We start from the raw sequence: 22,873 nt of genomic DNA, 5'->3' as shown, positions 1-22,873 counted from the left end.
GCACGAGGGCACGGGTGTTCGTATGAGGGGCACATCATCGCAGGACGGCCACGGGCCGCGGTTCCGGACGGGCCGATCCGTCCGGAACCGGCGCGGCGGCCGGGCGCACGGCGGCCCTACGACACCACCCGCAGCAGCAGCACCGACCGCGCCGGGACCGTCAGCCGCTCCCCGCCCCGGTGCCGCCCCGCCGGCGCCTCGGCCTGCGCCTCCCGGGAGGTGTCCAGGACCAGTTCGTACGTCCCCGCCCACGGCGGGCCCGGCAGGATCCACTCCACCGGCCGGTCCCCGGCGTGCAGCAGCGCCAGGAAACTGTCGTCCGTCACCTGCAGACCCCGCTCGTCCCGCCCGGGGATGTCCCGCCCCGACAGGTACAGCCCCACCGCGGCGGCCGGCGCGTACCAGTCCCGCTCCGTCATCTCCGTGCCCGCCGGGGTGAACCAGGCCAGGTCCCGCAGCCCGTCCGCGCCCTGCGCCCGCCCCGAGAAGAACGCCCTCCGGCGCAGCACCGGATGCGCCTGGCGCAGCGCGATCAGCCGCCGGGTCAGTGCGAAGAGCTCCTTCCAGGCGGGGTCCTCCAGCAGCGACCAGTCCACCCATCCCGTCTCGTTGTCCTGGCAGTACGCGTTGTTGTTGCCGCCCTGCGTGCGCCCGAACTCGTCGCCCGCCACCAGCATCGGCACCCCGGTCGACAGCAGCAGCGTGGTCAGCAGGTTGCGCAGCTGGCGCCGGCGCAGCGCCCCGACCCCCGGGTCCGCGCTCTCGCCCTCCGCCCCGCAGTTCCACGACCGGTTGTCGTTCGTCCCGTCGCGGCCCTCCTCGCCGTTGGCGTCGTTGTGCTTGCGCTCGTAGGTCACCAGGTCCCGCAGGGTGAACCCGTCGTGCGCCGTCACGAAGTTCACCGAGGCGTACGGCCGCCGCCCGCCCCACGCGTACAGGTCGCTGGAGCCCGACAGCCGGTAGCCGAGGTCCCTCACGTCGGGCAGCGCGCCCCGCCAGAAGTCGCGCACGGCATCGCGGTAGCGGTCGTTCCACTCCGTCCACAGCGGCGGGAACGCCCCCACCTGATAGCCACCCGACCCCACGTCCCAGGGCTCCGCGATCAGCTTGACCCGCCGCAGTACCGGGTCCTGGGCGATCACCGCGAGGAACGGCGAGAGCATGTCCACGTCGTGCATCGAGCGGGCCAGCGCCGCCGCCAGGTCGAACCGGAAGCCGTCCACCCCCATCTCGGTGACCCAGTAGCGCAGGGAGTCGGTGATCAGGCGCAGCACGTGCGGCCGTCCGGCGTGCAGGGTGTTCCCGCAGCCCGTGTAGTCGGCGTAGCGGCGCTGGTCGGACTGGAGCCGGTAGTAGCCCCGGTTGTCGATCCCGCGCAGCGACAGCGTCGGTCCCAGCTCCCCGGCCTCCGCCGTGTGGTTGTAGACCACGTCGAGGATGACCTCGATCCCGGCCGCGTGCAGGGCCTTCACCATCCGCTTGAACTCGCCTACCTGCTGCCCGGCGGTCCCGCTGGCGCAGTACCCGGCGTGCGGGGCGAAGTAGCCGACCGAGTTGTAGCCCCAGTAGTTGCGCAGGCCCCGGCGCAGCAGGTGGTCCTCGTGCGCGAACTGGTGCACCGGCAGCAGCTCCACCGCGGTCACGCCGAGGCTGGTCAGGTGCTCGACCGCCGCCGGGTGGGCCAGCCCCGCGTAGGTGCCGCGCAGCTCCTCGGGAACACCCGGATGGCGCATCGTGAAGCCGCGCACGTGCAGTTCGTAGATCACCGAATCGGCCCAGGGCGTCTTCGGCCGGACGTCGTCCGCCCAGTCGTCGTCATCGTGGACGACCACCCCCTTCGGGACGAACGGGGCCGAGTCCCGGTCGTCGCGCACGGTGTCGGCGATGTACTGCTGGGGCCAGTCCCGGACGTGCCCGTAGACCTCGGGCGGCAGGGCGAAGTCCCCGTCGACGGCGCGCGCGTACGGGTCCAGGAGCAGCTTCGCCGGGTTGTACCGGGCCCCCGTCCAGGGGTCCCAGCGGCCGTGCACCCGGAAGCCGTACCGCTGACCGGGGTGGACCCCCGGGACGAAGCCGTGCCAGATCTCGTGCGTGAGCTCGGTCAGGGTGCAGCGGGTCTCGACCCCGTCCCCGTCGAAGAGGCACAGCTCCACGGCCTCCGCGCCCTGGGCCCAGAGCGCGAAGTTGGTGCCCGCGACCCCGCCGGGGCCCGGGTGGAAGCGGGCCCCCAGGGGATGCGCGGACCCGGGCCACACGGGTGGCGCCGGGTGTGCGGCGGCCCGTAACACCTGTGCCTGGACCCGCTCGCGCACGGAGTCCATGGCGTCCCTGGCCTCGGGGCCGCCCACGGCATTGCTGGCGGCGGCATCCACCGCCTCTTGCTCGGCTGCGCTCGACACTGCCCGCCTCCACGGCTCCTGGTACCGGCGGGGGAGTGCGGCCCGGCGTCCCGGCCTGGCCCGCCCCCGTCTGGTCCTTCCCACTGTTCTGCCCGAACAGTTCTGCCCGGAACGTGCCCGGCCCTCACGTTTCCCCCGGAGGGGGCCGGTCGTTGGACGGTGCGTGACTCTTCTGACGAGGCGGGCAGGGGCGGGCTTGGCCGCCGTGGCGGCGTGGGCGGGCCTGCTGGGCGGGCTGACCGGCTGCACCAAGGACGGCGGTTCCCCGGTGGAGATCGCCCTGCCCGGCAAACCCCGCCTGCCGGACGAGGCCATCCGGATCACCCCGGCGGACAACGCCAAGGGGGTCCCCGCCGAGGGGCCGCTGCGGGTGAACGTGCCCGAGGGCCGGCTGGAACGGGTCGTCGTCACCAAGGTGGAGGACGCCCAGGAGGAGCAGGTCCCCGGGACCATCGCCCCCGACGGGCTCAGCTGGAGCCCCGCGCCGTCGGCCGGGCGGCTCTCGCTCGCCGCCAAGTACACCGTCGACGCCGTCGCCCGCGACGGGCACGACCGCCGCCAGGCCCGGCACACCACCTTCACCACCTACGTCCCCGAGGAGAGGTTCATCGGCTACTTCAAGCCCGAGAACCGCTCCACCGTCGGCACCGGGATGATCGTCTCCTTCAAGTTCAGCCGCTCCATCAAGCAGCGGGCCGACGTGGAGCGGGCCATCACCGTCACCTCGGACCCGGCCGTGCCCGTCGTCGGCCACTGGTTCGGCGGCGAGCGCCTCGACTTCCGGCCCAAGGAGTACTGGAAGCCCGGTACCGAGGTCACCGTCAAGATGGACCTGCGCGACGTCGAGGGCGCGCCCGGCTCGTACGGGATCCAGGACAAGACGGTCCGCTTCACCGTCGGCCGTTCCCAGGTCTCCCTCGTCGACGCCGCCGCGCACACCATGGAGGTCCGCCGGGACGGGCAGCTGCTGTCGACGATCCCGATCAGCGCCGGGGCGCCCAAGAACACCACCTACAACGGCAAGATGGTGGTGATGGAGATGTTCGACGTCACCCGGATGAACGGGCAGACCGTCGGCTTCGGCGGCGAGTACGACATCCCCGACGTCCCGCACGCCATGCGGCTCACCAACTCCGGCACCTTCCTGCACGGCAACTACTGGGCCAGCCCGGACACCTTCGGCTCCAGCAACACCAGCCACGGCTGCGTGGGCCTGCGCGACGACAAGGGCGGCGGCTCGGACACCCCGGCGGGCTGGTTCTTCGACCGGACCCTGGTCGGGGACGTGGTGGAGGTCGTGAACTCGCAGGACCGCGTCGTGGCCGCCAGCAACGGACTGGGCGGCTGGAACATGTCCTGGGCCGACTGGGTCGCCGGCTCCGCCCTCGGCTGACCCGCAATCGAGTGATTGTCGGACCGCAATGCCGAGGCCCGAGAGTGTCCTCCCTCCGCCGCGCCGACGCCGTGTTCTAGAACTGGGGCGCCCCCAGAGCCTGGCCGGGCGATCAGCGCGGATACGGACGGAGCGTCATGTCAGCAAGGAACTGGACCCTAGGGCTCGCGATCGGGGCCGTGCTGGCCGCCGGGGCGCCCACGGCCCTGGCGGCGGCTCCCGACGCCGGTCCCCCGGCCGCCGCCCGCACCGTGCGGGCCCCGCTGCCCGGCGGACTCGGCCCCTGCGTCCCGGGTGACTGCCCGCGTCCCTTCCCGCCGATCGGCAGCGACGGCAGCATCAAGGGCCGTGACGACGCCGTCAACATCTTCGCCGGCGGGCAGTTCCGGGTCCGCGGACGGGCCTCCGAGGCCGAGGGCCGCCTCGTCGTGCTCGGCAGCTTCGACCAGGACAAGCTGGCCGGCGCGGACTCCCGCTACAACGTCGGCATCGTCGGCGCCGGTTCGCTGGTCCCGCCCTCCGACGGGGCGGACTTCCTCACCACCGGGGCGAACGTCACCGTCGCCACCGGCGAGACGCTGATCGCCGACCGGGGCGTGGTCCGCTACGGGGGCACCCTCAGCGGCACCGTGACCGGCACCCGCACCGCCGACCCGAACGCCAGGGCCCCGTACGCGGGCCTGCGCGACCGGCTCAGCGCGGCCAGCCAGTGCTACGCCAAGGTCGACGGCAGCCCGCGCCCGGCGACCGGCACCGTCGTCAACAGCGGCTTCGAGACCGTGTTCACCGGGGACAACCGATCCCCGCTCCAGGTGTTCAACGTCGACGCGAACCTGGTCGGCAACCAGGGCGCCCAGCAGGGCATCCGCTTCGCGCAGATCCCGCCCGGCGCCACCGTCCTGGTCAACGTGCTCGGCGCGGGCACCCGCACCCTCAACACCTACAGCGGCGGAATCGCGGACACCGACCCGCTGAACGCCTACCGCGAGCGGCTGCTGTGGAACTTCCCGGACGCCGCCACGGTGAACCTGATCGGTACCGGCCAGTTCCAGGGCAGCTTCCTGATCGGCAACCAGGCCTCCGAGACCCTGGTCACCCTGCCCGGGATCAACGGCCGCTTCTTCACCACGGGCTCCGTCACCCACGGCAGCGAGACGATCGGGGGCGGCGGCCAGGAGTTCCACGCCTACCCCTTCACCGGCGACCTCCCCGACTGCGGCTCCACCCCCGCCCCGACGGGCACGGTGGCCGTGGCCAAGGTCGACGACGAGGGCCGCCCCCTGGCCGGCGCCCGCTTCGAGCTCTGGCACGAGACGAACGGCGTACCGGGCCTCCAGACGGAGGGCGCCGATCCCGACACCCGCGTCAGCGACTGCACCACCCCGGCCACCGGCCGCTGCGAGCGCACCGGTACCGCGCCGGGGACGTACCACTGGCGGGAGACGGCCGCCCCGCCCGGACACGACCTGCCCGCGAACCCGGTCTTCACGCTGACGCTGACCCCCGAGAACGCCGCCGCCGGGGTCGAGGTGCGGGCCGTGAACACCCGCACGCGGACGCCGGGTGCCAAGGTCGTGCTGCGCAAGACCGACCGGGACACCGGGGCCGGGCTGCCCGGCGCCCGCTTCGAGCTGTGGCGCGAGACCAACGACCGGACGGGCCTGCAGACCACGGGGGACGACGCCGACGAGCGGCTGGACGGGGTCTGCGTGACGGACGCGCAGGGGACCTGCACGGTCGAGCTGCCGGTCGACGAGACGTACTACTGGCGGGAGACCGGCTTCCCGGCCGGCTACGAGCGGCCCGCCGACCCCGTCACCCCCTTCGACCTGACGCGGGAGGACCTGGTCCGGGGCATCGTCGTCACCGTCCCGAACCGCAAGGAGAACGAGGAGCGCCCCGGCTCCCTGCACCTGGTGAAGAAGGACGCCAAGACGAAGCGGCCGCTGCACGGCGCGGTGTTCGAGCTCTGGAAGGAGACCAACCGCACCGACGGCCTCCAGACCCGCGGCATCAACGCCGACCAGAAGGTCAAGGACGGCTGCGCGACCGACCGCAACGGGGTCTGCGACTTCGACGGGCTCTCCGAGGGCCTGTACTACCTGGTCGAGACGGACGTCCCCGAGGGCTACGTGCTGCCGGGCGACCGGGTGACCGGCCCGGTGCGGGTCACGGCGACGGCCCCCGGCAACCACGTCGTCGTCACGCTCCAGAACAAGCGGGACCAGCACGGCAAGGACCCGGGCAAGGAACACGGCAAGCACGACGGCAAGGAGCACGACAAGCGCCCCGGCGCCTGACCGCCCCGCGCCCGGCCGCACGGCCCCCCGCTGCGCCGGTGGAGTGGACCCCTCACCCCACCGGCGCAGCCGCGCGGGCGGCGCCCCGCCCGCGCGGGTTGGCTGGGGTGCGGGGGTCCGGCGGGCGGACCCGAGGAGGACCGATGACCGTACGTCAAGCGACAGGACCCGCGGCCGTCCTGGCCGCCCTCCTCGCCGTCCTCGTCCTGCCGGGCCCCGCGCTCGCCGCCGCCCCCGACCCCGAGACGGCCTGCACCGCGGGGACCGGCCCCTACCAGCGGGAGCTGGAGGCCCACCTGCACCGGAAGGTCGACGGGGTGCAGTCGCCGGGCGACTGCGCCGCCGTCCGGGCCTTCCAGCGCGCGCACCGCATCGCCCCCGCCGACGGCTACGCCGGCCTCGCCACCTTCCGCATGATGACGGCCGTCGCCGCCCGCCCGAACCCCAACGCCGCGGGCCGCTGCCCCGTCGACGAGGACCGGGTGGCGTGCGTGGACCTGGACCGCCAGCTCCTGTGGGTCCAGGAGGGCCGCCGCGTGGTCTTCGCGCCGGTGCCCGTCCGCACCGGCCGCGACGACCAGGAGACCCGGACCGGCCGCCACGAGATCTACTGGCGGCACAAGGACCACGTCTCCACGCTCTACCCCGACTCCCCGATGCCGTACGCCCAGTTCTTCGACGGGGGCCAGGCCCTGCACGGACGGCACGGCGACCTGTACGCGCACGGCGGATCGGCCGGCTGCGTCAACCTCTCCCTGGCGGACGCCGAGCGTCTGTGGAACCTGCTGACGGAAGGGGACGCGGTCTACGTCTGGGGTACCAAGCCCGGGACCGAAGGCTGACACGCCGCCGTACGTCCCACTTGGGACGGAACGGTGACATGACCGTGCCTTTTCGTGGTCCACCCATGTGATTTCCTGTCGACATGCGCGCGACTGCCCGCGCGCGGGGGACATGGGGAGAACACGAGTGAACCTGCAGCCGATACGCGGCCGCGTCCGCACCGGCCTGCCGGCCCTTCTGCTGGGGGCGGCCCTGCTGCTCACCACCGCGTGCAGCGGCGGCGGCGGAAGCAACAGCGGCGGCAGCGGCGGGAGCGACGCCAAGGGGACGGCCGCCGGGGCCAAGAGCGGCACCGAGGCGTCCAAGGCCGTGGTGAACGTCAAGCCGGACGACGGGGCCAAGGAGGTCGCGACGAGCGGCATCCTGAAGATTTCCAGCACCGGCGGCAAGCTGACCACGGTGACGGTCGCCGACACCAAGGGCAACGCGGTGGAGGGCAAGCTGGCCGGTGACGGCGCGAGCTGGGAGCCCGCCCGCAACCTGGCCGCCGCCACCGAGTACAAGGTTCACGCGGTCGCCAAGGACGAGGCCGGCCGGGAGTCCGCCAAGGACACCACCTTCACCACCCTCACCCCGCAGAACACCTTCGTCGGCCACTACACGCCGGAGGACGGTTCCACCGTCGGCGTGGGCATGCCGGTCTCCATCAACTTCACGCGCGGCATCACCAACACGGAGGCCGTCGAGAAGGCCATCACCGTGACGGCGGAGCCGGCCGTGAAGGTCGAGGGCCACTGGTTCGGCAACGACCGTCTCGACTTCCGTCCCGAGAAGTACTGGGCCGCGGGCACCAAGGTCACCGTGAAGCTCGCCCTCGACGGCGTCGAGGGCCGCCCCGGGGTCTACGGCAAGCAGACCCGTACGGTCACCTTCACCGTCGGCCGCTCGCAGGTCACCACCGTCGACGCGAGCGCGCACACGATGCAGGTCGTCCGTGACGGCCAGGTCCTCAAGGACATCCCGATCACCGCGGGCGCCCCGGCGACGACCACCTACAACGGACAGATGGTCATCAGCGAGAAGTACAAGGTGACCCGGATGAACGGCGCCACCGTCGGCTTCGGCGGCGAGTACGACATCTCCGACGTCCCGCACGCTATGCGCCTGTCGAACTCCGGCACCTTCGTCCACGGCAACTACTGGGCCCCCTCCAGCACCTTCGGCTCGGAGAACGTCAGCCACGGCTGCGTCGGCCTGGAGGACGAGCGCGGAGCCGGTGACGACAGCACCCCCGCGGCCTGGTTCTACAACGAGTCCCTGATCGGCGACGTCGTCGTCGTGAAGAACTCCAAGGACAAGCAGATCGCCCCGGACAACGGCCTCAACGGCTGGAACATGGACTGGGCGGAGTGGACCAAGTAGTACCCCTCCCGGCGTAGTCGAGGTGGCCCGGTGCTGTGACCCACAGCACCGGGCCACCTGCCGTTAACCGGCACTAACCTTCCCCGTATGACCATCTCTCTCGAAGTCTCCGAAGGCGTCGGCACCATCCTGCTGGACCGCCCGCCCATGAACGCCCTGGACATCGCCACCCAGGACCGGCTGCGCGAGCTCGCGGTGGAGGCCACCGACCGAGCCGATGTGCGCGCGGTGATCATCTACGGCGGGGAGAAGGTGTTCGCGGCCGGCGCGGACATCAAGGAGATGCAGACGATGGACCACGCGGCGATGGTCGCCCGGTCCCGCGCCCTCCAGGACGCCTTCACGGCCGTCGCCCGGATCCCCAAGCCCGTCGTCGCCGCCATCACCGGCTACGCGCTGGGCGGTGGCTGCGAGCTCGCGCTCTGCGCCGACTACCGGATCGCCGCCGACAACGCCAAGCTCGGCCAGCCCGAGATCCTGCTGGGCCTGATCCCGGGCGCGGGCGGCACCCAGCGGCTGTCCCGGCTGGTCGGGCCGTCCAAGGCCAAGGACCTCATCTTCACCGGCCGCATGGTCAAGGCCGACGAGGCCCTCGCGCTCGGTCTGGTGGACCGCGTCGTGCCCGCCGCCGAGGTGTACGAGCAGGCGCACGCGTGGGCCGCGAAGCTCGCTCAGGGCCCGGCGATCGCCCTGCGCGCCGCGAAGGAGTGCGTGGACGCGGGCCTGGAGGCGGACATCGACACCGGCCTGACCATCGAACGCAACTGGTTCGCGGGCCTGTTCGCCACCGAGGACCGCGAGCGCGGCATGCGCAGCTTCGTCGAAGAGGGCCCGGGCAAGGCCAAGTTCGTCTAGCCGGGGCCACCGGGACGCGGTGGGGGAGAACCCCTGCGGGTGGATTAGCCAGGCCTTAAGGCAGCCTTAAGCAGAGCTCTTGATCCACCGACGGTGATCGTCGCACAGCGCACCGTCATCGCAGGTCAGGTCGATCCCACCGGCTTCCGGTTGCCCGGTGCATATGCCGTGGAGGCCCTCCGGGAGGCATGATCCCGGGTGGTGTTTTCCCGTGGAACGGCCCGGACGGGCGCATCGGCCGTCCATGATGGGTGCATGGCGGGCCTGGAGGGTGTGGAACAACCGCGGCAGCGCAGTGGCGCGCAGGCCGTGCGGCTCACGGCGGCGGTCGAGGAGGAACAGGGCCTCAAAGCGCTGGAGACGTACGGCAATCCGGCCGAGGGCGAGGTGACGCTGCCGTCCATGCCGGAGTCGGCGAGCACGGCCCGCCGGCTCGCGCAGAGCGTGGTGATCCGCTTCTGGGGGCTGTCGCCGCAGATCGCCGAGCACACCGTCCTGCTGGTCTCCGAGCTCGTCGGCAACGCCGTGCGCCACACGGGCGCGCGCACCTTCGGCTTACGGATGCTGCGCCGCCGGGGGTGGATCCGTGTGGAGGTGCGCGATCCCTCGCGCGGACTGCCCTGCCTGATGCCGGTCCACGAGCTGGACGTGACGGGCCGCGGGCTCTTCCTCGTCGACAAGCTGTCCGACCGCTGGGGTGCCGACCTGCTGCCGCGCGGCAAGATCACCTGGTTCGAGATGCGTGTCGCCGACCGCTAGGGCGCTCCCGGCGCCTGAGGCCCCGCAAACGCCAGAAACCCCCTGTCGCCGAGGTGGGGCGCTGCGGGGGTTCCATGGGTGCGCCGAGGATCGTTGGGGTGTGTGATCCTCGGCGGAAGACTTCGCTCGGGTCAAAGGGAAGCCGTGGTTCCGACTATGGCAGACGAGGGTCCAAACGCCAAAAGTCCCTACTCGGACATAAGTGTGCATATCCTAAGAGTTTTCATCTAAATCTTAGGTGAGGTGGGCCACTCACCTCTCATTCAATGAATAAGTATCGACCGCTCTGCGTAAATCGTTGATCACATAGCGGACAGTCGCCCTCCCGACACGCGGGCCGCATAGGTCCCGAATTGGGTCAATCGTTATCTTCTCGCCCATCCACCTCTTAAATGGGCAGGTGTTCTCACCTCCAGGCCGCCGCGCGGCCCTGCGCGCGGGCACCGCCGTCCTGGCCGGCCTCGCCGCCGGCTGCGCCGCGGACCGGCCCGCCAAGGGCCCCGCGCCATCCGCCGGCCCGGTCCGGGCCAAGCCCGCCCCGGCCGGCCCCGCCCCCGCGCCCCGCCGCTTCCCCGGCCAGCCCGTGGAGATCGGGCACGGCCCGCGCGACCGTCCGGAGGTCGCCCTGACCTTCCACGGCAACGGGGACCCCGCCATCGCCCGCGCCGTCCTCGCCGAGGCGGAGAAGGGGGGCGCGCGGGTCACCGTCCTGGCCATCGGCACCTGGCTCGACGACCACCCCGACATGGCCCGCCGCGTCCTGGACGGCGGCCACGAACTGGGCAACCACACGCAGCGCCACCTCGCCGTCAACGACCTGCCCGAGGCGGAGGCCTACGCCGAGATCACCGGCTGCGCCGAGCGCCTCAAGCGGCTCACCGGCTCGATCGGCACCTGGTTCCGCCCCTCCCAGACCCAGTACGCCTCCCCGCTCGTCCAGAAGCTGGCCCAGCGGGCGGGGTACCCGCACGTCCTCTCGTACGACGTGGACTCACTCGACTTCACCTCACCCGGCGCCGCGGCCGTCATCCGCAACGTCACCGGGACGATCCACGGCGGATCGGTGGTGAGCCTGCACTTCGGCTACGCGGACACGGTCGACGCGCTGCCGCCCCTCCTCGAAGAACTCGCGCGCCGCAAGCTGCGCGCGGTGACCACCACGGAGCTGCTGACCTCATGACCACGAACCGCCTTCCACGGAAGGCCACCGCGCTCTTCGCCGGACTGGTCCTGGCCGCCCTGGCGGGCTGCGGATCCGGCGGAAAGGGCGAGCCCGAGGCGCTCGGTTCCAAGGGGCCGGCCCAACCGGTCAAGGCCGTCCCGGCCGCCCCGCCCGGACTCGCCGGGATGCCTCCGGTGCTCGACCCGAACGACGTGTACGCGGCGGACCGCCCGAACCGGCTGTCCCCGGTGGTCAAGGACTTCCCGTCCCGCGTCTACGTCCCCAACACCAACTCCAACACGGTGTCCGTCATCGACCCGGCCACCTACAAGGTCATCGACACCATCCCGGTCGGCATCCAGCCGCAGCACGTGGTGCCGTCCTGGGACATGAAGACCCTGTGGGTCAACAACAACCGCGGCCACACCCTCACCCCCATCAACCCGGCCACCGGCGAGGCCGGTGAACCCGTCGAGGTGCACGACCCGTACAACCTGTACTTCACCCCGAACGGGAAGTACGCCGTCGTGATGGCGTCCATGGACCGCGAACTGGTCTTCCGCGACCCGCACACCATGAACCGAGTGAAAACCGTCCCCGTGACCTGTTACGGCGTCAATCACGCCGACTTCTCCTCCGACGGCCGCTACTTCATCGTGAGCTGCGAGTTCTCCGGAGAACTCCTCAAGGTCGACACCGAGAAGATGGAGGTCGTCGGCCAGCAGAAACTCCCCTTCGAGGGGGCGATGCCGCAGGACGTGAAGATCTCCCCCGACGGAAAGACCTTCTACGTCGCGGACATGATGGCGCACGGCATGTGGGTGCTCAGCGGGGACAAGTTCGACGTGCCCAAGCTGCTGCCCACCGGCAAGGGCTGTCACGGTCTGTACGTCAGCCGCGACTCCCGGGAGATGTACGTCTCCAACCGGGGCGAGGGCACCATCTCCGTCTTCGACTTCAAGCAGAACAAGCTCACCAAGAAGTGGGACCTGCCCGACGGCGGCAGCCCCGACATGGGCGGGGTCTCCGCGGACGGCAAGGTGCTCTGGCTGTCCGGCCGCTACAACTCCGAGGTCTACGCGATCGACACCGTCAGCGGCAAGGAGCTGGCCAGGATCCCGGTCGGCGACGGCCCGCACGGCCTCGCCGTCTACCCGCAGCCCGGCCGCTACTCCCTCGGCCACACCGGCATCTTCCGCTAGGCCCGTACGCACGGAGGTGCCCCGGGAGCTCGCACAGCTCCCGGGACACCGGTCCCGTGGGGTTACTGCCAGGCGACGGGCAGCCGTTCGGGCAGCCGCTTGATGAAGCCGGTCCGCCACACGAGGTTCTCCGCGGGGACGGCCAGGCGCAGGTCGGGCAGCCGCTCGACCAGCACCTCCAGGGCGATCTCCGCATGCGCCCGGCCCAGCGCGGACGCCGGGCAGAAGTGCCGGCCGGCGCCGAAGGCGAGGTGGGCGTTGGCGCTCTTGCGCTCCAGGTCCAGCTCGTCCGGGCGCTCGAAGGCCTCCGGGTCGAAGTTGGCCCCCTCCAGCAGGACGAGCACCAGCTCGCCCTCCTTCACCAGCACGTCCCCGACCTGGACGTCCGCCATCGCCAGGCGCGGCAGGCCGTCGCCCACGGACAGGTTCCAGCGCAGCAGCTCGTCCACCGCCGCGCCCATGCGCTCCGGGTGCTCGCGCAGGTACCCGATCAGCTCGGGCCGCTGGAGCAGGGCGAGGACCGCCAGTACCAGGAACGCGGACGTGGAGACCGCGCCCGCGCCGAAGAGCGAGACGGCGACGGTCGCGAACATCTCGTCCGTCAGGTGGGCCGACTCCGGGTCGGCCTCCCGCAGTCCGGCGAACTTTCCGAGGAGCCCCGTACGCTCCTCGGCGGTCCGCGCCAGCTGCGCCTTGAACGCGTCGGCGAAGTAACCGACGTCCTTGTACCAGTTGAGCGCGGAGTCGGCGAAGGGCTCGCGCGCGGTCATGAACGCGACGTCCAGCCCCGACATCAGCCGCCTCCAGTCCTCGAAGGGCACGCCCAGCACCTGGCAGTGCAGCGCCGCCGAGAAGGGGTCGGCGAACCCCGTCCGGAGGTCGGCCGGCCCGCCCTCGGCGACCAGGGCCTCGATCAGCTCGCCGGCGGTGGCGCGCAGGAAGTCCTGGAGCCCCTTCTGACGGGGGTTGAGCGCCTTCATGACCGCGTTGCGCAGCCCGGCGCTGTTGATGTTGCCCATGTTGTTGACGACCTCGGGCGGGATCGTCAGCGCGTACTGGCGGGGCACCCCGGCGTTGGCGGTGTCCTTGAGGCTGAACCGCTCGTCCTCCAGCACCTGCTTGGCCAGCGCGTAGCTGCTCACGAGCCAGGCCGGGTCCCCGGTGAGGGTGCGGACCCGGGCGACCGGGGCCTTCTCGCGCAGCCACGAGCACTCCTCGGGGAGCACGTCACCGCGCCGGGAGAGGGGGAAGTCCAGGAGCGGCTCCGGCTCCGGCCCCCGCTCCTGCGTGCCCTCAAGCTGCTCGACGCTCATCGACGGTCCTCTCGGTCGGTGCTGTGCCGTGCGCGGTGGTGTCCCGCGCGGTGGTGTCGTGCGGCGGTGCGGGGGGCGTGGACCCGGCGGTCTCGGGGCGTACGACGGCGTACGCCTGGTTGCGGGTCGCGCGCAGGCCGCCGCCCCGCGCGAAGAGGACGTCGGTCATCGGCATCTTGACGTGGTACGCCGCCACCGAGGACGGCACGTCGAGAATGCTCGGGGTGTCCACGAAGAAGGGCAGCTCCGCCGCCATGTAATCGAAACAGACCTGCAACTGCGCGTCGGTGATGGATTCACCTTCCGGCAACTTGGACCCGACAAAGTGAAGGGCCATTTCCTCACAGCCCTTGCGGAATACGTCGTCGGTCTCCAGGAAATGCAGAACGCGTCGGTGCAAGAGTTGGTAAACGGGGTTCGACTGGAACTCGGAAAGTGCTCTCACCCGGATCTCGGCGTGCTGAGGTCCTGATTCCTCGACGCCTTTGATGATCCTCCTGCGGACCGCCTTGATCTCCTTCGCCGAACGCTTCTCCGCGTGTTCCCGGGTGTAGCCGAAAGCGGCGAACATCCGGTCTACGTGGAGGTCTGCGTAGACGAAGTCGACCTGCGCGAAGCGGGTCACGGCCCATCTGGCGAGGCTCGATATGCGTTCGGAGCTGAAGTAGCTGTTGCCGGGACTCACTCCGATCAGCACATGGTCGCCGTCTTCCCAGATGTGGCGGCAGGTGCGGGTGAAGGGCAGAACTTCGAATGATGCGTCAGCTGTGATCGTCACCTGTTTGATCGCCCTTGTTGCCACTTGTCCCTGGGAGCCCTGCGCTCCTGGTGTGGCGGCAATGCCGGTACGTTATGCCGTGATCCCGGAGCGTGACAAGTCCACGGCGGAATTGTTGGCCGGAATTATCACTTCCGCATTACGGAAGGGTAATTGAATTTCTTTCTGCCGGTCGAACGGGACCCGCGGCGCCGCTCCCCGCGGAGTGCCGCTACCCTGAGCCGGTCAACAAGCACCAAGAAGGGGTGGACCCAGTGGCGGACATCGAGAGCGCACGGGCGACGTTCAACAAGTTCGACGTGAACGGTGACGGCTTCGTCACGGCCGACGAGTACAGCGCGGCCATGAAGGCGATGGGCGACGCGTTCGTCACCGCCTCGGTCGCGGACGCCGTGATCGCCTCCAAGGACGCCAACGGCGACGGCCTGATGAGCTTCGACGAGTTCTGGGCCGCCCTGAACAAGTAGGCCCCGCGCCGCCCCCGTCCCCCTGCCGGGGCGGGGGCGCGGTCCGGCCCCGCGCCGGCCGCACCCCTCAGGCCCCGGACGTGCCCTCCATGGCCTCGACCTCCGCGAGCGCCTCCCGCAGCCAGGCCAGCCAGAAGCCCTCCAGGGCGATGCCGCCGTGCAGCACGATCCGGCGCAGCCGGTCCTCCACCGCGTCCCGGCCCGGCGGGAAGTCCTTGGCCTCGATCGCCTCGTACTTCGCCAGCTGCTCCCGGTGCAGCTCCAGATGGCGCCGCAGCTCCGGACCGAGCCCCTGGAGCCCCACCACCCCCGCCGCGCGCAGCCGCAGCAGCAGCGCGTCCCGCATCGGCTTGGGGTCCTGGCTCTCGTCCACCCAGCGGGCCAGCTCCGCGCTGCCGTCGGGCAGCACCTCGTACTCCTTCTTCTGCCCCCGCACCGGGACCTCGCTGGGCAGTTCCCGGATCAGCCCCGCCTCCTCCAGCCGCCCGAGCTCCCGGTAGATCTGCTGGTGGGTCGCCGACCAGAAGTACCCGATCGACTTGTCGAACCGCCGGGTCAGCTCCAGCCCCGACGAGGGCTTCTCCAGCAGGGCGGTGAGGATGGCGTGCGGCAGCGACATGGGGGGAGTTTACGGTCGGGGGCCCGCCCGTCAGGGACGCAAGCCGGCCAGGGCCTCCGGGGTGCGCGGGCCCGGGGCGTGCTCGGACAGCAGGCCGCGGGCGCGCAGGAAGGCCGTCACCGCCGGGGACCAGGCCTGGCGCAGGCCCGCCGAGGCCAGCAGCTCCGGATCCGACAGCAGCCCGTGCGCCGGTCCGGTCCGGATGCCCGACGGGGTGAGCACCGCCGCGTCGTCCGCCCAGCGGACCGCCAGGTCCACGTCGTGCGTGGCCATGACCACCGTGGTGCCGTCCGCCCGCAGCCCCGCCAGCACGTCCAGCAGCCGCTCCTGACCGTCCGGGTCCAGCCCGGCCGTCGGCTCGTCCAGGATCAGCACCCGTGGGGCCATGGCCACCGCCCCCGCGATCGCCGCCCGCTTGCGCTGCCCGTACGAGAGCAGGTGGGTCGGGCGGTCCCGCAGCGCGGTGATGTCCAGGGCGGCCAGGGCGGCGTCGACCCGCGCGCGGACCTCCGCCTCCGCCAGCCCCAGGTTCATCGGGCCGAAGGACACGTCCTGTTCGACGGAGGCCGCGAACAGCTGGTCGTCCGGGTCCTGCACCACCAGCTGCACCGAGGTCCGCAGGCGGGTCAGCCCCGCCCGGTCGTACGCCACCCGTTCGCCGTCCAGGCGCAGCTCGCCCGTACCGGGCCGCAGGCCCCCGCTCAGCAGCCGCATCAGCGTGGTCTTGCCGCTGCCGTTGCGGCCCAGCAGGACCAGCGCGCGGCCCCGCTCGATCCCGAAGTCCACCCCGGACAGCACGGCCGGGCCGTCCTCGTAGGCATAGCCCGCCCCGGCCAGCTCCACCACCACGGTCACAGGTACAGCTCCTTCAGTACGAGGGTCCCCGCGACCAGGGCGGTCAGCAGGGCGGCGGTGGCCGCGAGGAACCGCCAGGACAGCGCGGCCCGCGGGACGAGCACCCGCAGCGCGCCGTCGTAGCCGCGCCCGGCCAGCCCCTCCTGGAGCCGGCCCGCGCGGTCGAAGGCGCGGACGAAGGAGGTCGCCGCGAGCCCGGCCAGGGAACGCCACACCGCCGCCCGGCCGCTCTGCCCGAGCCGGGCCGCCTGCGCCCGGCGGACCTGGGCCATCGAATCCAGCAGCAGGAAGCCGATCCGGTACATCACGAGGGCCACGTCCACCACGGGGGCGGGCACCCCCGCCCGCACCAGGCGCGGCAGCACGTCCGAGACCGGGGTGGTGAACGCGAACAGCAGCACGCCGAGCGAGGCCGCCGAGGTGCGCAGCAGCAGTTCCCCGGCGTGCCGGGGCCCGTCCGGCGCCAGGGAGACGAACCCGGCGGGCCCGCCCAGCGACACCAGCAGCGGCAGCGCCCCGGTCACGCAGAAGCCGAGCGGCATCCGGAAGGCCCGCCACAGTTGCCGCCCCGCCACCCCGGCCGGACCGAGCAGCACGGCCAGGGTCGCCGCGGCCACCAGCGGCCCGCCGGGCCAGGGCGGCAGGCACACGGCGGTGACGGTCAGCCCGAGTCCCAGCAGGGCCTTCTCCAGGGGGTGGCGGCCCCGCCAGCGGCTCCCGTGCGCCGCCACGTCGATCGGCAGCACCGCCTACGACTCCGCGGCCGTCGGGGCGGCGGACCCGGATGCGGACCCGTCGGGGCCCGCGGCCGCCGCGGCCGCCTGGGCGAGGCCCTGCCGGCGGCCCTTGCGCACGCCGAAGTAGTACGCGAGCACGCCCGCGCCGAGCGCCGCCTGGAGGGCGAACAGCGCCGACTCGACCTCCCCGGAAGGGGGTTCGTACAGCGGCGAGAACCAGGGCTTGTAGTCGGGCTTCAGCTCGGTGATGGCCGACTCCGCCTGCGCGTCGGCGCCCGCGAACGGCTCCTCCTTGTCGTCGCCGAGCCCCAGCGCGAGCGGGAGCACGGCCAGCGCCGCCACCAGGAACAGCAGCAGGGTGTTGATCTTCGCGTTGCGGGTCATCGGGCCGTCGCCTCCTGCTGTGCGCCGGCGCCGCCGGTCAGCTTCGCGACCCCGAGCCGGACCAGGTCCGACCTGCTGGACTGCATCAGCAGGCGCATCACGAGCACCGTCAGCAGCCCCTCGCTCACCGCGAGCGGGATCTGGGTCAGGGCGAAGATCCCGGCGAACTTCTCCAGCGCGCCGAGGAAGCCGCTGCCCGGGTCCGGGAAGGCCAGCGCCAGCTGGACGGAGGTCACGCAGTAGGTGACGAGGTCGGCGAAGAAGGCGCCCAGGAAGACGGTCACCATCAGCGGCGCACCGGACTTCCGCAGCAGCCGGTAGACGGCGTAGCCGGCCCAGGGCCCGGCGATGGCCATGGAGAAGACGTTGGCGCCGAGGGTGGTGAGCCCGCCGTGCGCCAGCAGCAGGGCCTGGAACAGCAGGGTGATCGTGCCGAGCACCGCCATGATGGGCGGCCGGAAGAGGATGGCGCCGAGCCCGGTCCCGGTCGGGTGCGAGCAACTGCCCGTCACCGAGGGGATCTTGAGCGCGGACAGGACGAAGGTGAACGCCCCCGAGGCCCCGAGCAGCAGGGTGCTCTCCGGATGGGCCTTCACCTCGCGGGTGAGGGCGCGGACTCCGTGGACGACGAACGGGGCGGACGCGGCGCCCCAGGCGACCGCGTGCAAGGGGGGCAGGAACCCCTCGGCTATGTGCATGAGTAGAGACCTCTCCAGCACCTCGTGGATGGACGACGCGCCCCGGCCGGTCTCCTGGCTCACGGGTACCGATGCCCTGACTCCGCCTTCCCGGGCCCGTGCGGTCTCCCGCGCGGGCCCAGTGGCTCCCCGCAGCGGGGCACCCCCGGAGGTGGTCCGGGGGCGGAGCAGGACTTCCCGATCACAGTGGCGAGGGCCGCACCGGTTTCCCACCGGTTTCCCGAACACCAAGGCCAGCTGACCCTAGTCGCCAGGACGGACCGGTAACAACCCACCCCAATTCCGCCGTTCGGATGGCCGGATCCCGCTCGCCCGCCACCCGGCGTGGCCCGGACGGACGCGACCGGCTGGCGGCCCGCGCGGACCCGGGGAAGGGTGGGGCGCATGGCTGCCGACACCCAGGGCTTCGACTACTCGGACCTCTCCGCCGTCTACGTCAACTGCACCCTCAAGCGCTCGCCCGAGACCAGCAACACCGAGGGCCTGATCGCGAAGAGCCGGGCCGTCATGGAGGCTGCCGGCGCCCGGACCTCGCTCATCCGCGCCGTGGACCACGACATCGCGACCGGGGTCTGGCCCGACATGACCGAACACGGCTGGGAGAGCGACCAGTGGCCGGTTCTCTACAGCCGGATCATGGACGCCGACATCCTCGTGCTCTGCGGCCCGATCTGGCTCGGCGACAACAGCTCCGTCATGAAGCAGGTCGTCGAGCGGCTCTACGCCTGCTCCTCCCTGCTCAACGACCGCGGCCAGTACGCCTACTACGGGCGGGTCGGCGGCGCGCTGATCACCGGCAACGAGGACGGCGTCAAACACTGCGCCATGAACGTCCTCTACAGCCTCCAGCACCTGGGCTACGCCATCCCGCCCCAGGCCGACGCGGGCTGGATCGGCGAGGCCGGCCCCGGACCGTCCTACCTGGACCCCGGATCGGGCGGCCCCGACAACGACTTCACCAACCGCAACACGGCCTTCATGTCCTGGAACCTCATGCACCTGGCCGCCCTCCTCAAACGGGCGGGCGGCATCCCGGCGCACGGCAACCAGCGCTCCCTGTGGGACGCGGGCTGCCGCTTCGACTTCCCCAACCCGGAACACCGCTAGCCGTGCGGCGTCCCGGGCCGGGCCGCCGGGGTCAGCAGGTGTTCGGGTGCGCGACGTCCACCACGTACCGCTCGGGCGAGTGGAGGACCGAGGTGGTGAAGGCGGGCTTGGTGTCGAAGGCGGCGCCGAAGGTCACGTACCCCTCGTAGTCGCCGGTCAGGGCGAGGCCCTTGAGCTTGCTGAGGGAGATCTTCTGGAGCTTGGGGCCCTGGTAGACGTTCTGCCCCGCGTCGTCGTGACCGGCGGCGGGGTGCAGGCGGATCTCCAGGAAGTACTTCCCGGCCAGCGGGACGGGCTTGCCGGACCCGTCGTAGACCAGCTGCGGGACGGGAGTGACGGTGACCGGGGGCACGGAGCCCTGGAGGTCGATGACGATCCGGTCGTACGTGCAGTGACCGCCCCAGCGGGCGTTGACGACGAGCGGGGTCAGGGTGCGCGCGGACGGAGCGGCGGACGCGGCGGCCGAGGCCGGTGCGGCGAGCGCGAGCCCGGCGGTGAGCAGGGCGCCCGTGGCCAGGGCCACGGTCCGGCGGTGGCGCAGGCGGTTCAGGTGACGCATGACGTTCCCCCGATTCTCGTGAGACGGGGACAGGCTGTCACCGGGTAGGACACCCGTGGGGCGCCACGCGGTTCCCTCAGTGCGCGAGCAGTGCGCTCAGTTCCGCGTCCAGGTCGTAGTGGCGCCGTTCCTGCCCCCGCGGGACCAGCTCCGTGAGCCGCCGGCACAGCTCGCGCACGTCCTTGGCGCGGGCCGAGACCACACAGCTCTGCGCGCCGTTGCTGAAGGCGAGGAACACGCGCGGTTCGGTGCCCCGCCGCAGCGGCCACACCTGTATGTCGCCCTCACCGGTGGCGCAGACCTGCCCGTCGAGCAGCAGCTCGCGCGAGAACACCCAGCGGGCGAGGTGGGTCCCGGCGCCGCGGAAGTCGACGGCCAGCTCGTACGGCCGGTCCGTGCGGTAGACGAAGGCGCCGACCAGGGGGACGGACAGCGGCGCGGCCTCCAGCCGGAGCGGCAGGACGCGGTGTTCGGTGGTGGCCATGGTGGCTCTGCCTCTCTTCGCGCGGGTGGCGTGGACGGACCCCCTCCGGGCACGCTAGCCGACGCTCGCCGCGCTCCCCGGGGCCGAAGGTCCCGAGCCGGACGGGCCGCAGGACCCGTTTCCGGGACCTCCGGGGGCCGCCGCCGAGGGTGGGGCGAAGGGGCGGCGGAACCCAAAGCCTGCTGAACCAGGTGCAGTTGACGCTGTTCCTGCCGTGTCCATGACTGCCTCCTCGCCGGTCGGCCCGATCGTAGCCGGGACGCGCGCGAGCCCGCCCTCCGGGGGAGGGCGGGCTCGACGGGCCCGCGGCGGCGGGCCGCGCCCCCGCTGTTACGGCAGCGGGTTCCAGACCAGCGAAGCGTTGGAGCCGGACTGCCCGAGGACGGTGGCGGCGGAGCCGTTGGTCTGCGCCCCGTTGTGCTGGTTCGACGCACCGAAGCCCGAGGCGACCTGCTGGGCGGTGGCGGAGTTGCCGAGGTTGCTGCCGCCCACCCCGCTGCCCAGGATGCCGGCGAGGGCCGCGTTGTGTGCCTGCACGGAGGGGCCCGGCGCTTTCGCACCGGGCCCCTCCACCGTTCCCGCCCGTCAGGACGCCCGTCGGGACGCCGGTCCGGTCAGCACTCGATGACGTTGACCGCGAGACCGCCGCGCGCGGTCTCCTTGTACTTGACCTTCATGTCGGCGCCGGTCTCCTTCATGGTCTTGATGACCTTGTCGAGGGAGACCTTGTGGCTGCCGTCGCCGCGCATCGCCATCTTGGCGGCGGTGACGGCCTTCACGGCGGCCATGCCGTTGCGCTCGATGCAGGGGATCTGGACGAGGCCGCCGACCGGGTCGCAGGTCAGGCCGAGGTTGTGCTCCATGCCGATCTCGGCCGCGTTCTCGACCTGCTCCGGGGTGCCGCCCAGGACCTCGGCGAGGGCGCCGGCCGCCATGGAGCAGGCCGAGCCCACCTCGCCCTGGCAGCCGACCTCGGCGCCGGAGATGGAGGCGTTCTCCTTGAAGAGCATGCCGATCGCGCCCGCGGCGAGGAGGAAGCGGACCACGCCGTCCTCGTCGGCACCCGGGACGAAGTTCATGTAGTAGTGCAGGACCGCCGGCAGGACGCCCGCGGCGCCGTTGGTGGGCGCGGTGACGACCCGGCCGCCCGCCGCGTTCTCCTCGTTGACCGCCATCGCGTAGATCGTCGTCCACTCGCTGCGGTGCATCATCGGGTCGCCCTCGGTGCGCAGCTGGCGCGCCGTGGAGGCGGCACGGCGCTTGACGCGCAGCCCGCCGGGCAGGATGCCCTCGCGGGACATGCCCCGCGAGACGCAGGCCTGCATGACCCGCCAGATCTCCAGGAGGCCCTCGCGGATCTCCTCCTCGGTGCGCCAGGCCTTCTCGTTCTCCAGCATCAGGGAGGAGATCGACAGGCCCGTCTCGTTGGCGAGCCGCAGCATCTCGTCACCCGAGCGGAAGGGGTACTTCAGCTCGGTGTCGTCGAGCTTGATCCGGTCCTCGCCGACCGCGTCCTCGTCCACGACGAAGCCGCCGCCGACCGAGTAGTAGGTCTTCTCCAGCAGGGGCGCGCCGGACTCGTCGTAGGCGAAGAGGGTCATGCCGTTCGCGTGGTACGGCAGCGAGCGGCGGCGGTGCAGGATCAGCTGGTTCGGCTCGTCGAAGGCGATCTCGTGCCCGTCGCCTATCTCCGCGCCCAGCAGCCGCAGCCGGCCGCTCTGCCGGATGCGCTCCACCTCGGCGTCGGCGCTCTCGACGTCCACGGTGCGGGGGGAGTGTCCCTCCAGGCCGAGCAGGACCGCCTTGGGGGTGCCGTGGCCGTGGCCCGTCGCGCCGAGGGAGCCGAAGAGCTCCGCGCGCACGGAGGCGGTCTGGGCGAGGACGCCGTCCTTCTTCAGCCGCGTCGCGAACATGCGCGCCGCGCGCATCGGGCCGACCGTGTGGGAGGAGGACGGGCCGATACCGATGGAGAAGAGGTCGAAGACGGAGATGGCCACTGGCGGACTCCCTTGTCTGCTCGTGGGTGGGGAGGGGGCAGGAGTGGTGGATCTTCGGTGGAGAAGAGGGGTGGATCCGGGGATTTTGTCCGGCAGTCGAGCGTATCGCGTGGAGATGAACGGTTCGGCTCCCGGACGGGTCCGTCAGACGTGAGACAGCTCGCGCTCCGGTGTCCTGGAGCCCCTGGCCGGCCCTTCGGCCCGGTCCGGGGCCGGGTCCGGGCCGGGCGGGCCCGCGCGGTGGGCCCTGACGCCCGCCCGGACGGCCCGGAAGCACGTGACGAGCGCCATGGCGGCCATCAGGGCGACGATCGGGGCGGCCGGCGGGGTCGGGGCGGTGACGATGCCGGTGCCGGGCCACTTCGGCCGGTAGCGGGCGCGGGCGGCGAAGGCGGAGGTCGGCGGGCAGAGGATCTTCGCGGCGGGCAGCCAGGAAGGGGCCAGGGTCTCCCGGCCGTGGCCGACGGTCACCGGGAGCAGGACGGAGAAGCCCGGGTCCATCCCCATCGCCGGGCGGGCGGTGCCGTGGTTTCGGAGGTGATAGGCGGAATCCACCAGGGACTTCGGTCACGAAAGGGGCCCGACCCCGTGGAAACGCGG

Annotated in this window: 23 protein-coding genes and 1 riboswitch; of the genes, 10 read left to right on the top strand and 13 right to left on the bottom strand. The window is 72.0% G+C overall.

All coding sequences use genetic code 11. The features are described from left to right. Positions 1 to 116: 116 nt before the first annotated feature. Positions 117 to 2,399, bottom strand: a complete 2,283-nt coding sequence (glgX, locus tag SLAV_RS12380; protein ID WP_030235995.1) for a glycogen debranching protein GlgX — start codon at positions 2,397 to 2,399, stop codon at positions 117 to 119. Positions 2,400 to 2,595: 196 nt separating this feature from the next. On the opposite strand from glgX, the gene SLAV_RS12375 reads away from it, so the two are divergent. The 8 genes from SLAV_RS12375 (at position 2,596) to SLAV_RS12340 (ending at position 12,275) form a co-directional block, all read left to right on the top strand. Next, entirely contained in the window at positions 2,596 to 3,792 is a 1,197-nt protein-coding gene (locus SLAV_RS12375) for a L,D-transpeptidase (RefSeq protein ID WP_234333776.1), read from the top strand. 137 nt (positions 3,793 to 3,929) lie between these two features. Then, positions 3,930 to 6,092 (top strand): choice-of-anchor A family protein, encoded by a 2,163-nt coding sequence (locus SLAV_RS41000; RefSeq protein WP_078950520.1) that lies wholly within the window; start codon positions 3,930 to 3,932, stop codon positions 6,090 to 6,092. 143 nt (positions 6,093 to 6,235) lie between these two features. Beyond that, positions 6,236 to 6,934, top strand: coding sequence for a L,D-transpeptidase family protein (locus tag SLAV_RS12365; protein ID WP_030236003.1), 699 nt, complete (start codon positions 6,236 to 6,238; stop codon positions 6,932 to 6,934). A 112-nt stretch (positions 6,935 to 7,046) separates the two neighbouring features. Beyond that, entirely contained in the window at positions 7,047 to 8,297 is a 1,251-nt protein-coding gene (locus tag SLAV_RS12360; RefSeq protein WP_030236005.1) for a L,D-transpeptidase, read from the top strand. An 87-nt stretch (positions 8,298 to 8,384) separates the two neighbouring features. Continuing rightward, positions 8,385 to 9,152: an enoyl-CoA hydratase/isomerase family protein gene (locus SLAV_RS12355; protein ID WP_030236008.1), complete on the top strand. Its 768-nt coding sequence runs from the start codon at positions 8,385 to 8,387 to the stop codon at positions 9,150 to 9,152. Positions 9,153 to 9,407: 255 nt separating this feature from the next. Beyond that, the gene (locus tag SLAV_RS12350; RefSeq protein WP_030236012.1) at positions 9,408 to 9,911 is read left to right on the top strand and encodes an ATP-binding protein; all 504 of its coding nucleotides are present in this window, start codon (positions 9,408 to 9,410) and stop codon (positions 9,909 to 9,911) included. 400 nt (positions 9,912 to 10,311) lie between these two features. Next, positions 10,312 to 11,091, top strand: a complete 780-nt coding sequence (locus SLAV_RS12345) for a polysaccharide deacetylase family protein (protein ID WP_030236015.1) — start codon at positions 10,312 to 10,314, stop codon at positions 11,089 to 11,091. Next, on the top strand, positions 11,088 to 12,275 hold the full coding sequence (locus tag SLAV_RS12340; protein ID WP_030236017.1) for a YncE family protein: 1,188 nt from the start codon (positions 11,088 to 11,090) through the stop codon (positions 12,273 to 12,275). Before SLAV_RS12345 ends, SLAV_RS12340 begins: the two co-directional genes overlap by 4 nt. 62 nt (positions 12,276 to 12,337) lie before the next feature. On the opposite strand, the gene SLAV_RS12335 is transcribed toward SLAV_RS12340, so the two are convergent. Beyond that, positions 12,338 to 13,588, bottom strand: coding sequence for a cytochrome P450 (locus tag SLAV_RS12335; protein WP_051841251.1), 1,251 nt, complete (start codon positions 13,586 to 13,588; stop codon positions 12,338 to 12,340). Then, entirely contained in the window at positions 13,569 to 14,366 is a 798-nt protein-coding gene (locus SLAV_RS12330; RefSeq protein ID WP_078950527.1) for a tRNA-dependent cyclodipeptide synthase, read from the bottom strand. The genes SLAV_RS12335 and SLAV_RS12330 overlap by 20 nt, the downstream gene beginning before the upstream one ends. Positions 14,367 to 14,620: 254 nt before the next feature. Here SLAV_RS12330 and SLAV_RS12325 point away from each other — a divergent pair, with 254 nt between their 5' ends. After that, positions 14,621 to 14,833 (top strand): EF-hand domain-containing protein, encoded by a 213-nt coding sequence (locus SLAV_RS12325; protein ID WP_030236026.1) that lies wholly within the window; start codon positions 14,621 to 14,623, stop codon positions 14,831 to 14,833. Between the two features lie 67 nt (positions 14,834 to 14,900). Here SLAV_RS12325 and SLAV_RS12320 read toward each other — a convergent pair whose 3' ends face one another. From SLAV_RS12320 to SLAV_RS12300, 5 genes are read right to left on the bottom strand one after another with little or no spacing between them, the layout of a single operon-like run. Continuing rightward, complete coding sequence (locus SLAV_RS12320) at positions 14,901 to 15,452, bottom strand: PadR family transcriptional regulator (RefSeq protein ID WP_030236030.1); 552 nt, start codon at positions 15,450 to 15,452, stop codon at positions 14,901 to 14,903. 30 nt (positions 15,453 to 15,482) lie between these two features. Next, positions 15,483 to 16,307, bottom strand: coding sequence for an ATP-binding cassette domain-containing protein (locus SLAV_RS12315; protein ID WP_030236032.1), 825 nt, complete (start codon positions 16,305 to 16,307; stop codon positions 15,483 to 15,485). After that, the gene (gene cbiQ / locus SLAV_RS12310) at positions 16,304 to 17,053 is read right to left on the bottom strand and encodes a cobalt ECF transporter T component CbiQ (protein WP_030236034.1); all 750 of its coding nucleotides are present in this window, start codon (positions 17,051 to 17,053) and stop codon (positions 16,304 to 16,306) included. Before cbiQ ends, SLAV_RS12315 begins: the two co-directional genes overlap by 4 nt. Before the next feature lie 3 nt (positions 17,054 to 17,056). Then, the gene (locus SLAV_RS12305; RefSeq protein ID WP_030236036.1) at positions 17,057 to 17,428 is read right to left on the bottom strand and encodes an energy-coupling factor ABC transporter substrate-binding protein; all 372 of its coding nucleotides are present in this window, start codon (positions 17,426 to 17,428) and stop codon (positions 17,057 to 17,059) included. Beyond that, positions 17,425 to 18,126, bottom strand: coding sequence for an energy-coupling factor ABC transporter permease (locus tag SLAV_RS12300; RefSeq protein WP_030236039.1), 702 nt, complete (start codon positions 18,124 to 18,126; stop codon positions 17,425 to 17,427). Before SLAV_RS12300 ends, SLAV_RS12305 begins: the two co-directional genes overlap by 4 nt. A 27-nt stretch (positions 18,127 to 18,153) precedes the next feature. Further along, positions 18,154 to 18,396: riboswitch (cobalamin riboswitch) on the bottom strand. Between the two features lie 114 nt (positions 18,397 to 18,510). On the opposite strand from SLAV_RS12300, the gene SLAV_RS12295 reads away from it, so the two are divergent. Continuing rightward, positions 18,511 to 19,233: a flavodoxin family protein gene (locus SLAV_RS12295; RefSeq protein ID WP_030236042.1), complete on the top strand. Its 723-nt coding sequence runs from the start codon at positions 18,511 to 18,513 to the stop codon at positions 19,231 to 19,233. 31 nt (positions 19,234 to 19,264) lie between these two features. On the opposite strand, the gene SLAV_RS12290 is transcribed toward SLAV_RS12295, so the two are convergent. The 5 genes from SLAV_RS12290 to SLAV_RS12270 all read right to left on the bottom strand — a co-directional run bounded on the left by SLAV_RS12290 (position 19,265) and on the right by SLAV_RS12270 (position 22,828). After that, positions 19,265 to 19,792 carry an AMIN-like domain-containing (lipo)protein gene (locus tag SLAV_RS12290; protein WP_051841252.1) on the bottom strand — a complete coding sequence of 176 codons (528 nt, stop codon included), beginning with the start codon at positions 19,790 to 19,792 and terminating at the stop codon, positions 19,265 to 19,267. 76 nt (positions 19,793 to 19,868) lie between these two features. Beyond that, complete coding sequence (locus SLAV_RS12285) at positions 19,869 to 20,276, bottom strand: SsgA family sporulation/cell division regulator (RefSeq protein ID WP_030236047.1); 408 nt, start codon at positions 20,274 to 20,276, stop codon at positions 19,869 to 19,871. A 330-nt stretch (positions 20,277 to 20,606) separates the two neighbouring features. Continuing rightward, on the bottom strand, positions 20,607 to 20,813 hold the full coding sequence (locus tag SLAV_RS12280; RefSeq protein ID WP_051841253.1) for a hypothetical protein: 207 nt from the start codon (positions 20,811 to 20,813) through the stop codon (positions 20,607 to 20,609). A gap of 77 nt (positions 20,814 to 20,890) precedes the next feature. Further along, a complete protein-coding gene (locus tag SLAV_RS12275; RefSeq protein WP_030236055.1) occupies positions 20,891 to 22,273 on the bottom strand; it encodes an L-serine ammonia-lyase in 1,383 nt (460 codons plus the stop codon). A gap of 144 nt (positions 22,274 to 22,417) precedes the next feature. Next, complete coding sequence (locus SLAV_RS12270) at positions 22,418 to 22,828, bottom strand: hypothetical protein (RefSeq protein ID WP_030236058.1); 411 nt, start codon at positions 22,826 to 22,828, stop codon at positions 22,418 to 22,420. Positions 22,829 to 22,873 lie beyond the last annotated feature (45 nt).

Origin of the sequence: Streptomyces lavendulae subsp. lavendulae (assembly GCF_002803845.1) — a bacterium.
GTDB lineage: Bacteria > Actinomycetota > Actinomycetes > Streptomycetales > Streptomycetaceae > Streptomyces > Streptomyces lavendulae.
This window is presented reverse-complemented; position numbering and strand designations above follow the sequence as displayed.

Bases quoted from the DNA above. Each gene is read 5' to 3' on its own strand.
- SLAV_RS41000 (WP_078950520.1), top strand. From the start codon at position 3,930: ATGTCAGCAAGGAACTGGACCCTAGGGCTCGCGATCGGGGCCGTGCTG.
- SLAV_RS12365 (WP_030236003.1), top strand. From the start codon at position 6,236: ATGACCGTACGTCAAGCGACAGGACCCGCGGCCGTCCTGGCCGCCCTC.
- SLAV_RS12360 (WP_030236005.1), top strand. From the start codon at position 7,047: ATGGGGAGAACACGAGTGAACCTGCAGCCGATACGCGGCCGCGTCCGC.
- SLAV_RS12355 (WP_030236008.1), top strand. From the start codon at position 8,385: ATGACCATCTCTCTCGAAGTCTCCGAAGGCGTCGGCACCATCCTGCTG.
- SLAV_RS12350 (WP_030236012.1), top strand. From the start codon at position 9,408: ATGGCGGGCCTGGAGGGTGTGGAACAACCGCGGCAGCGCAGTGGCGCG.
- SLAV_RS12340 (WP_030236017.1), top strand. From the start codon at position 11,088: ATGACCACGAACCGCCTTCCACGGAAGGCCACCGCGCTCTTCGCCGGA.
- SLAV_RS12335 (WP_051841251.1), bottom strand. From the start codon at position 13,588: ATGAGCGTCGAGCAGCTTGAGGGCACGCAGGAGCGGGGGCCGGAGCCG.
- SLAV_RS12320 (WP_030236030.1), bottom strand. From the start codon at position 15,452: ATGTCGCTGCCGCACGCCATCCTCACCGCCCTGCTGGAGAAGCCCTCG.
- SLAV_RS12305 (WP_030236036.1), bottom strand. From the start codon at position 17,428: ATGACCCGCAACGCGAAGATCAACACCCTGCTGCTGTTCCTGGTGGCG.
- SLAV_RS12300 (WP_030236039.1), bottom strand. From the start codon at position 18,126: ATGCACATAGCCGAGGGGTTCCTGCCCCCCTTGCACGCGGTCGCCTGG.
- SLAV_RS12295 (WP_030236042.1), top strand. From the start codon at position 18,511: ATGGCTGCCGACACCCAGGGCTTCGACTACTCGGACCTCTCCGCCGTC.
- SLAV_RS12290 (WP_051841252.1), bottom strand. From the start codon at position 19,792: ATGCGTCACCTGAACCGCCTGCGCCACCGCCGGACCGTGGCCCTGGCC.
- SLAV_RS12285 (WP_030236047.1), bottom strand. From the start codon at position 20,276: ATGGCCACCACCGAACACCGCGTCCTGCCGCTCCGGCTGGAGGCCGCG.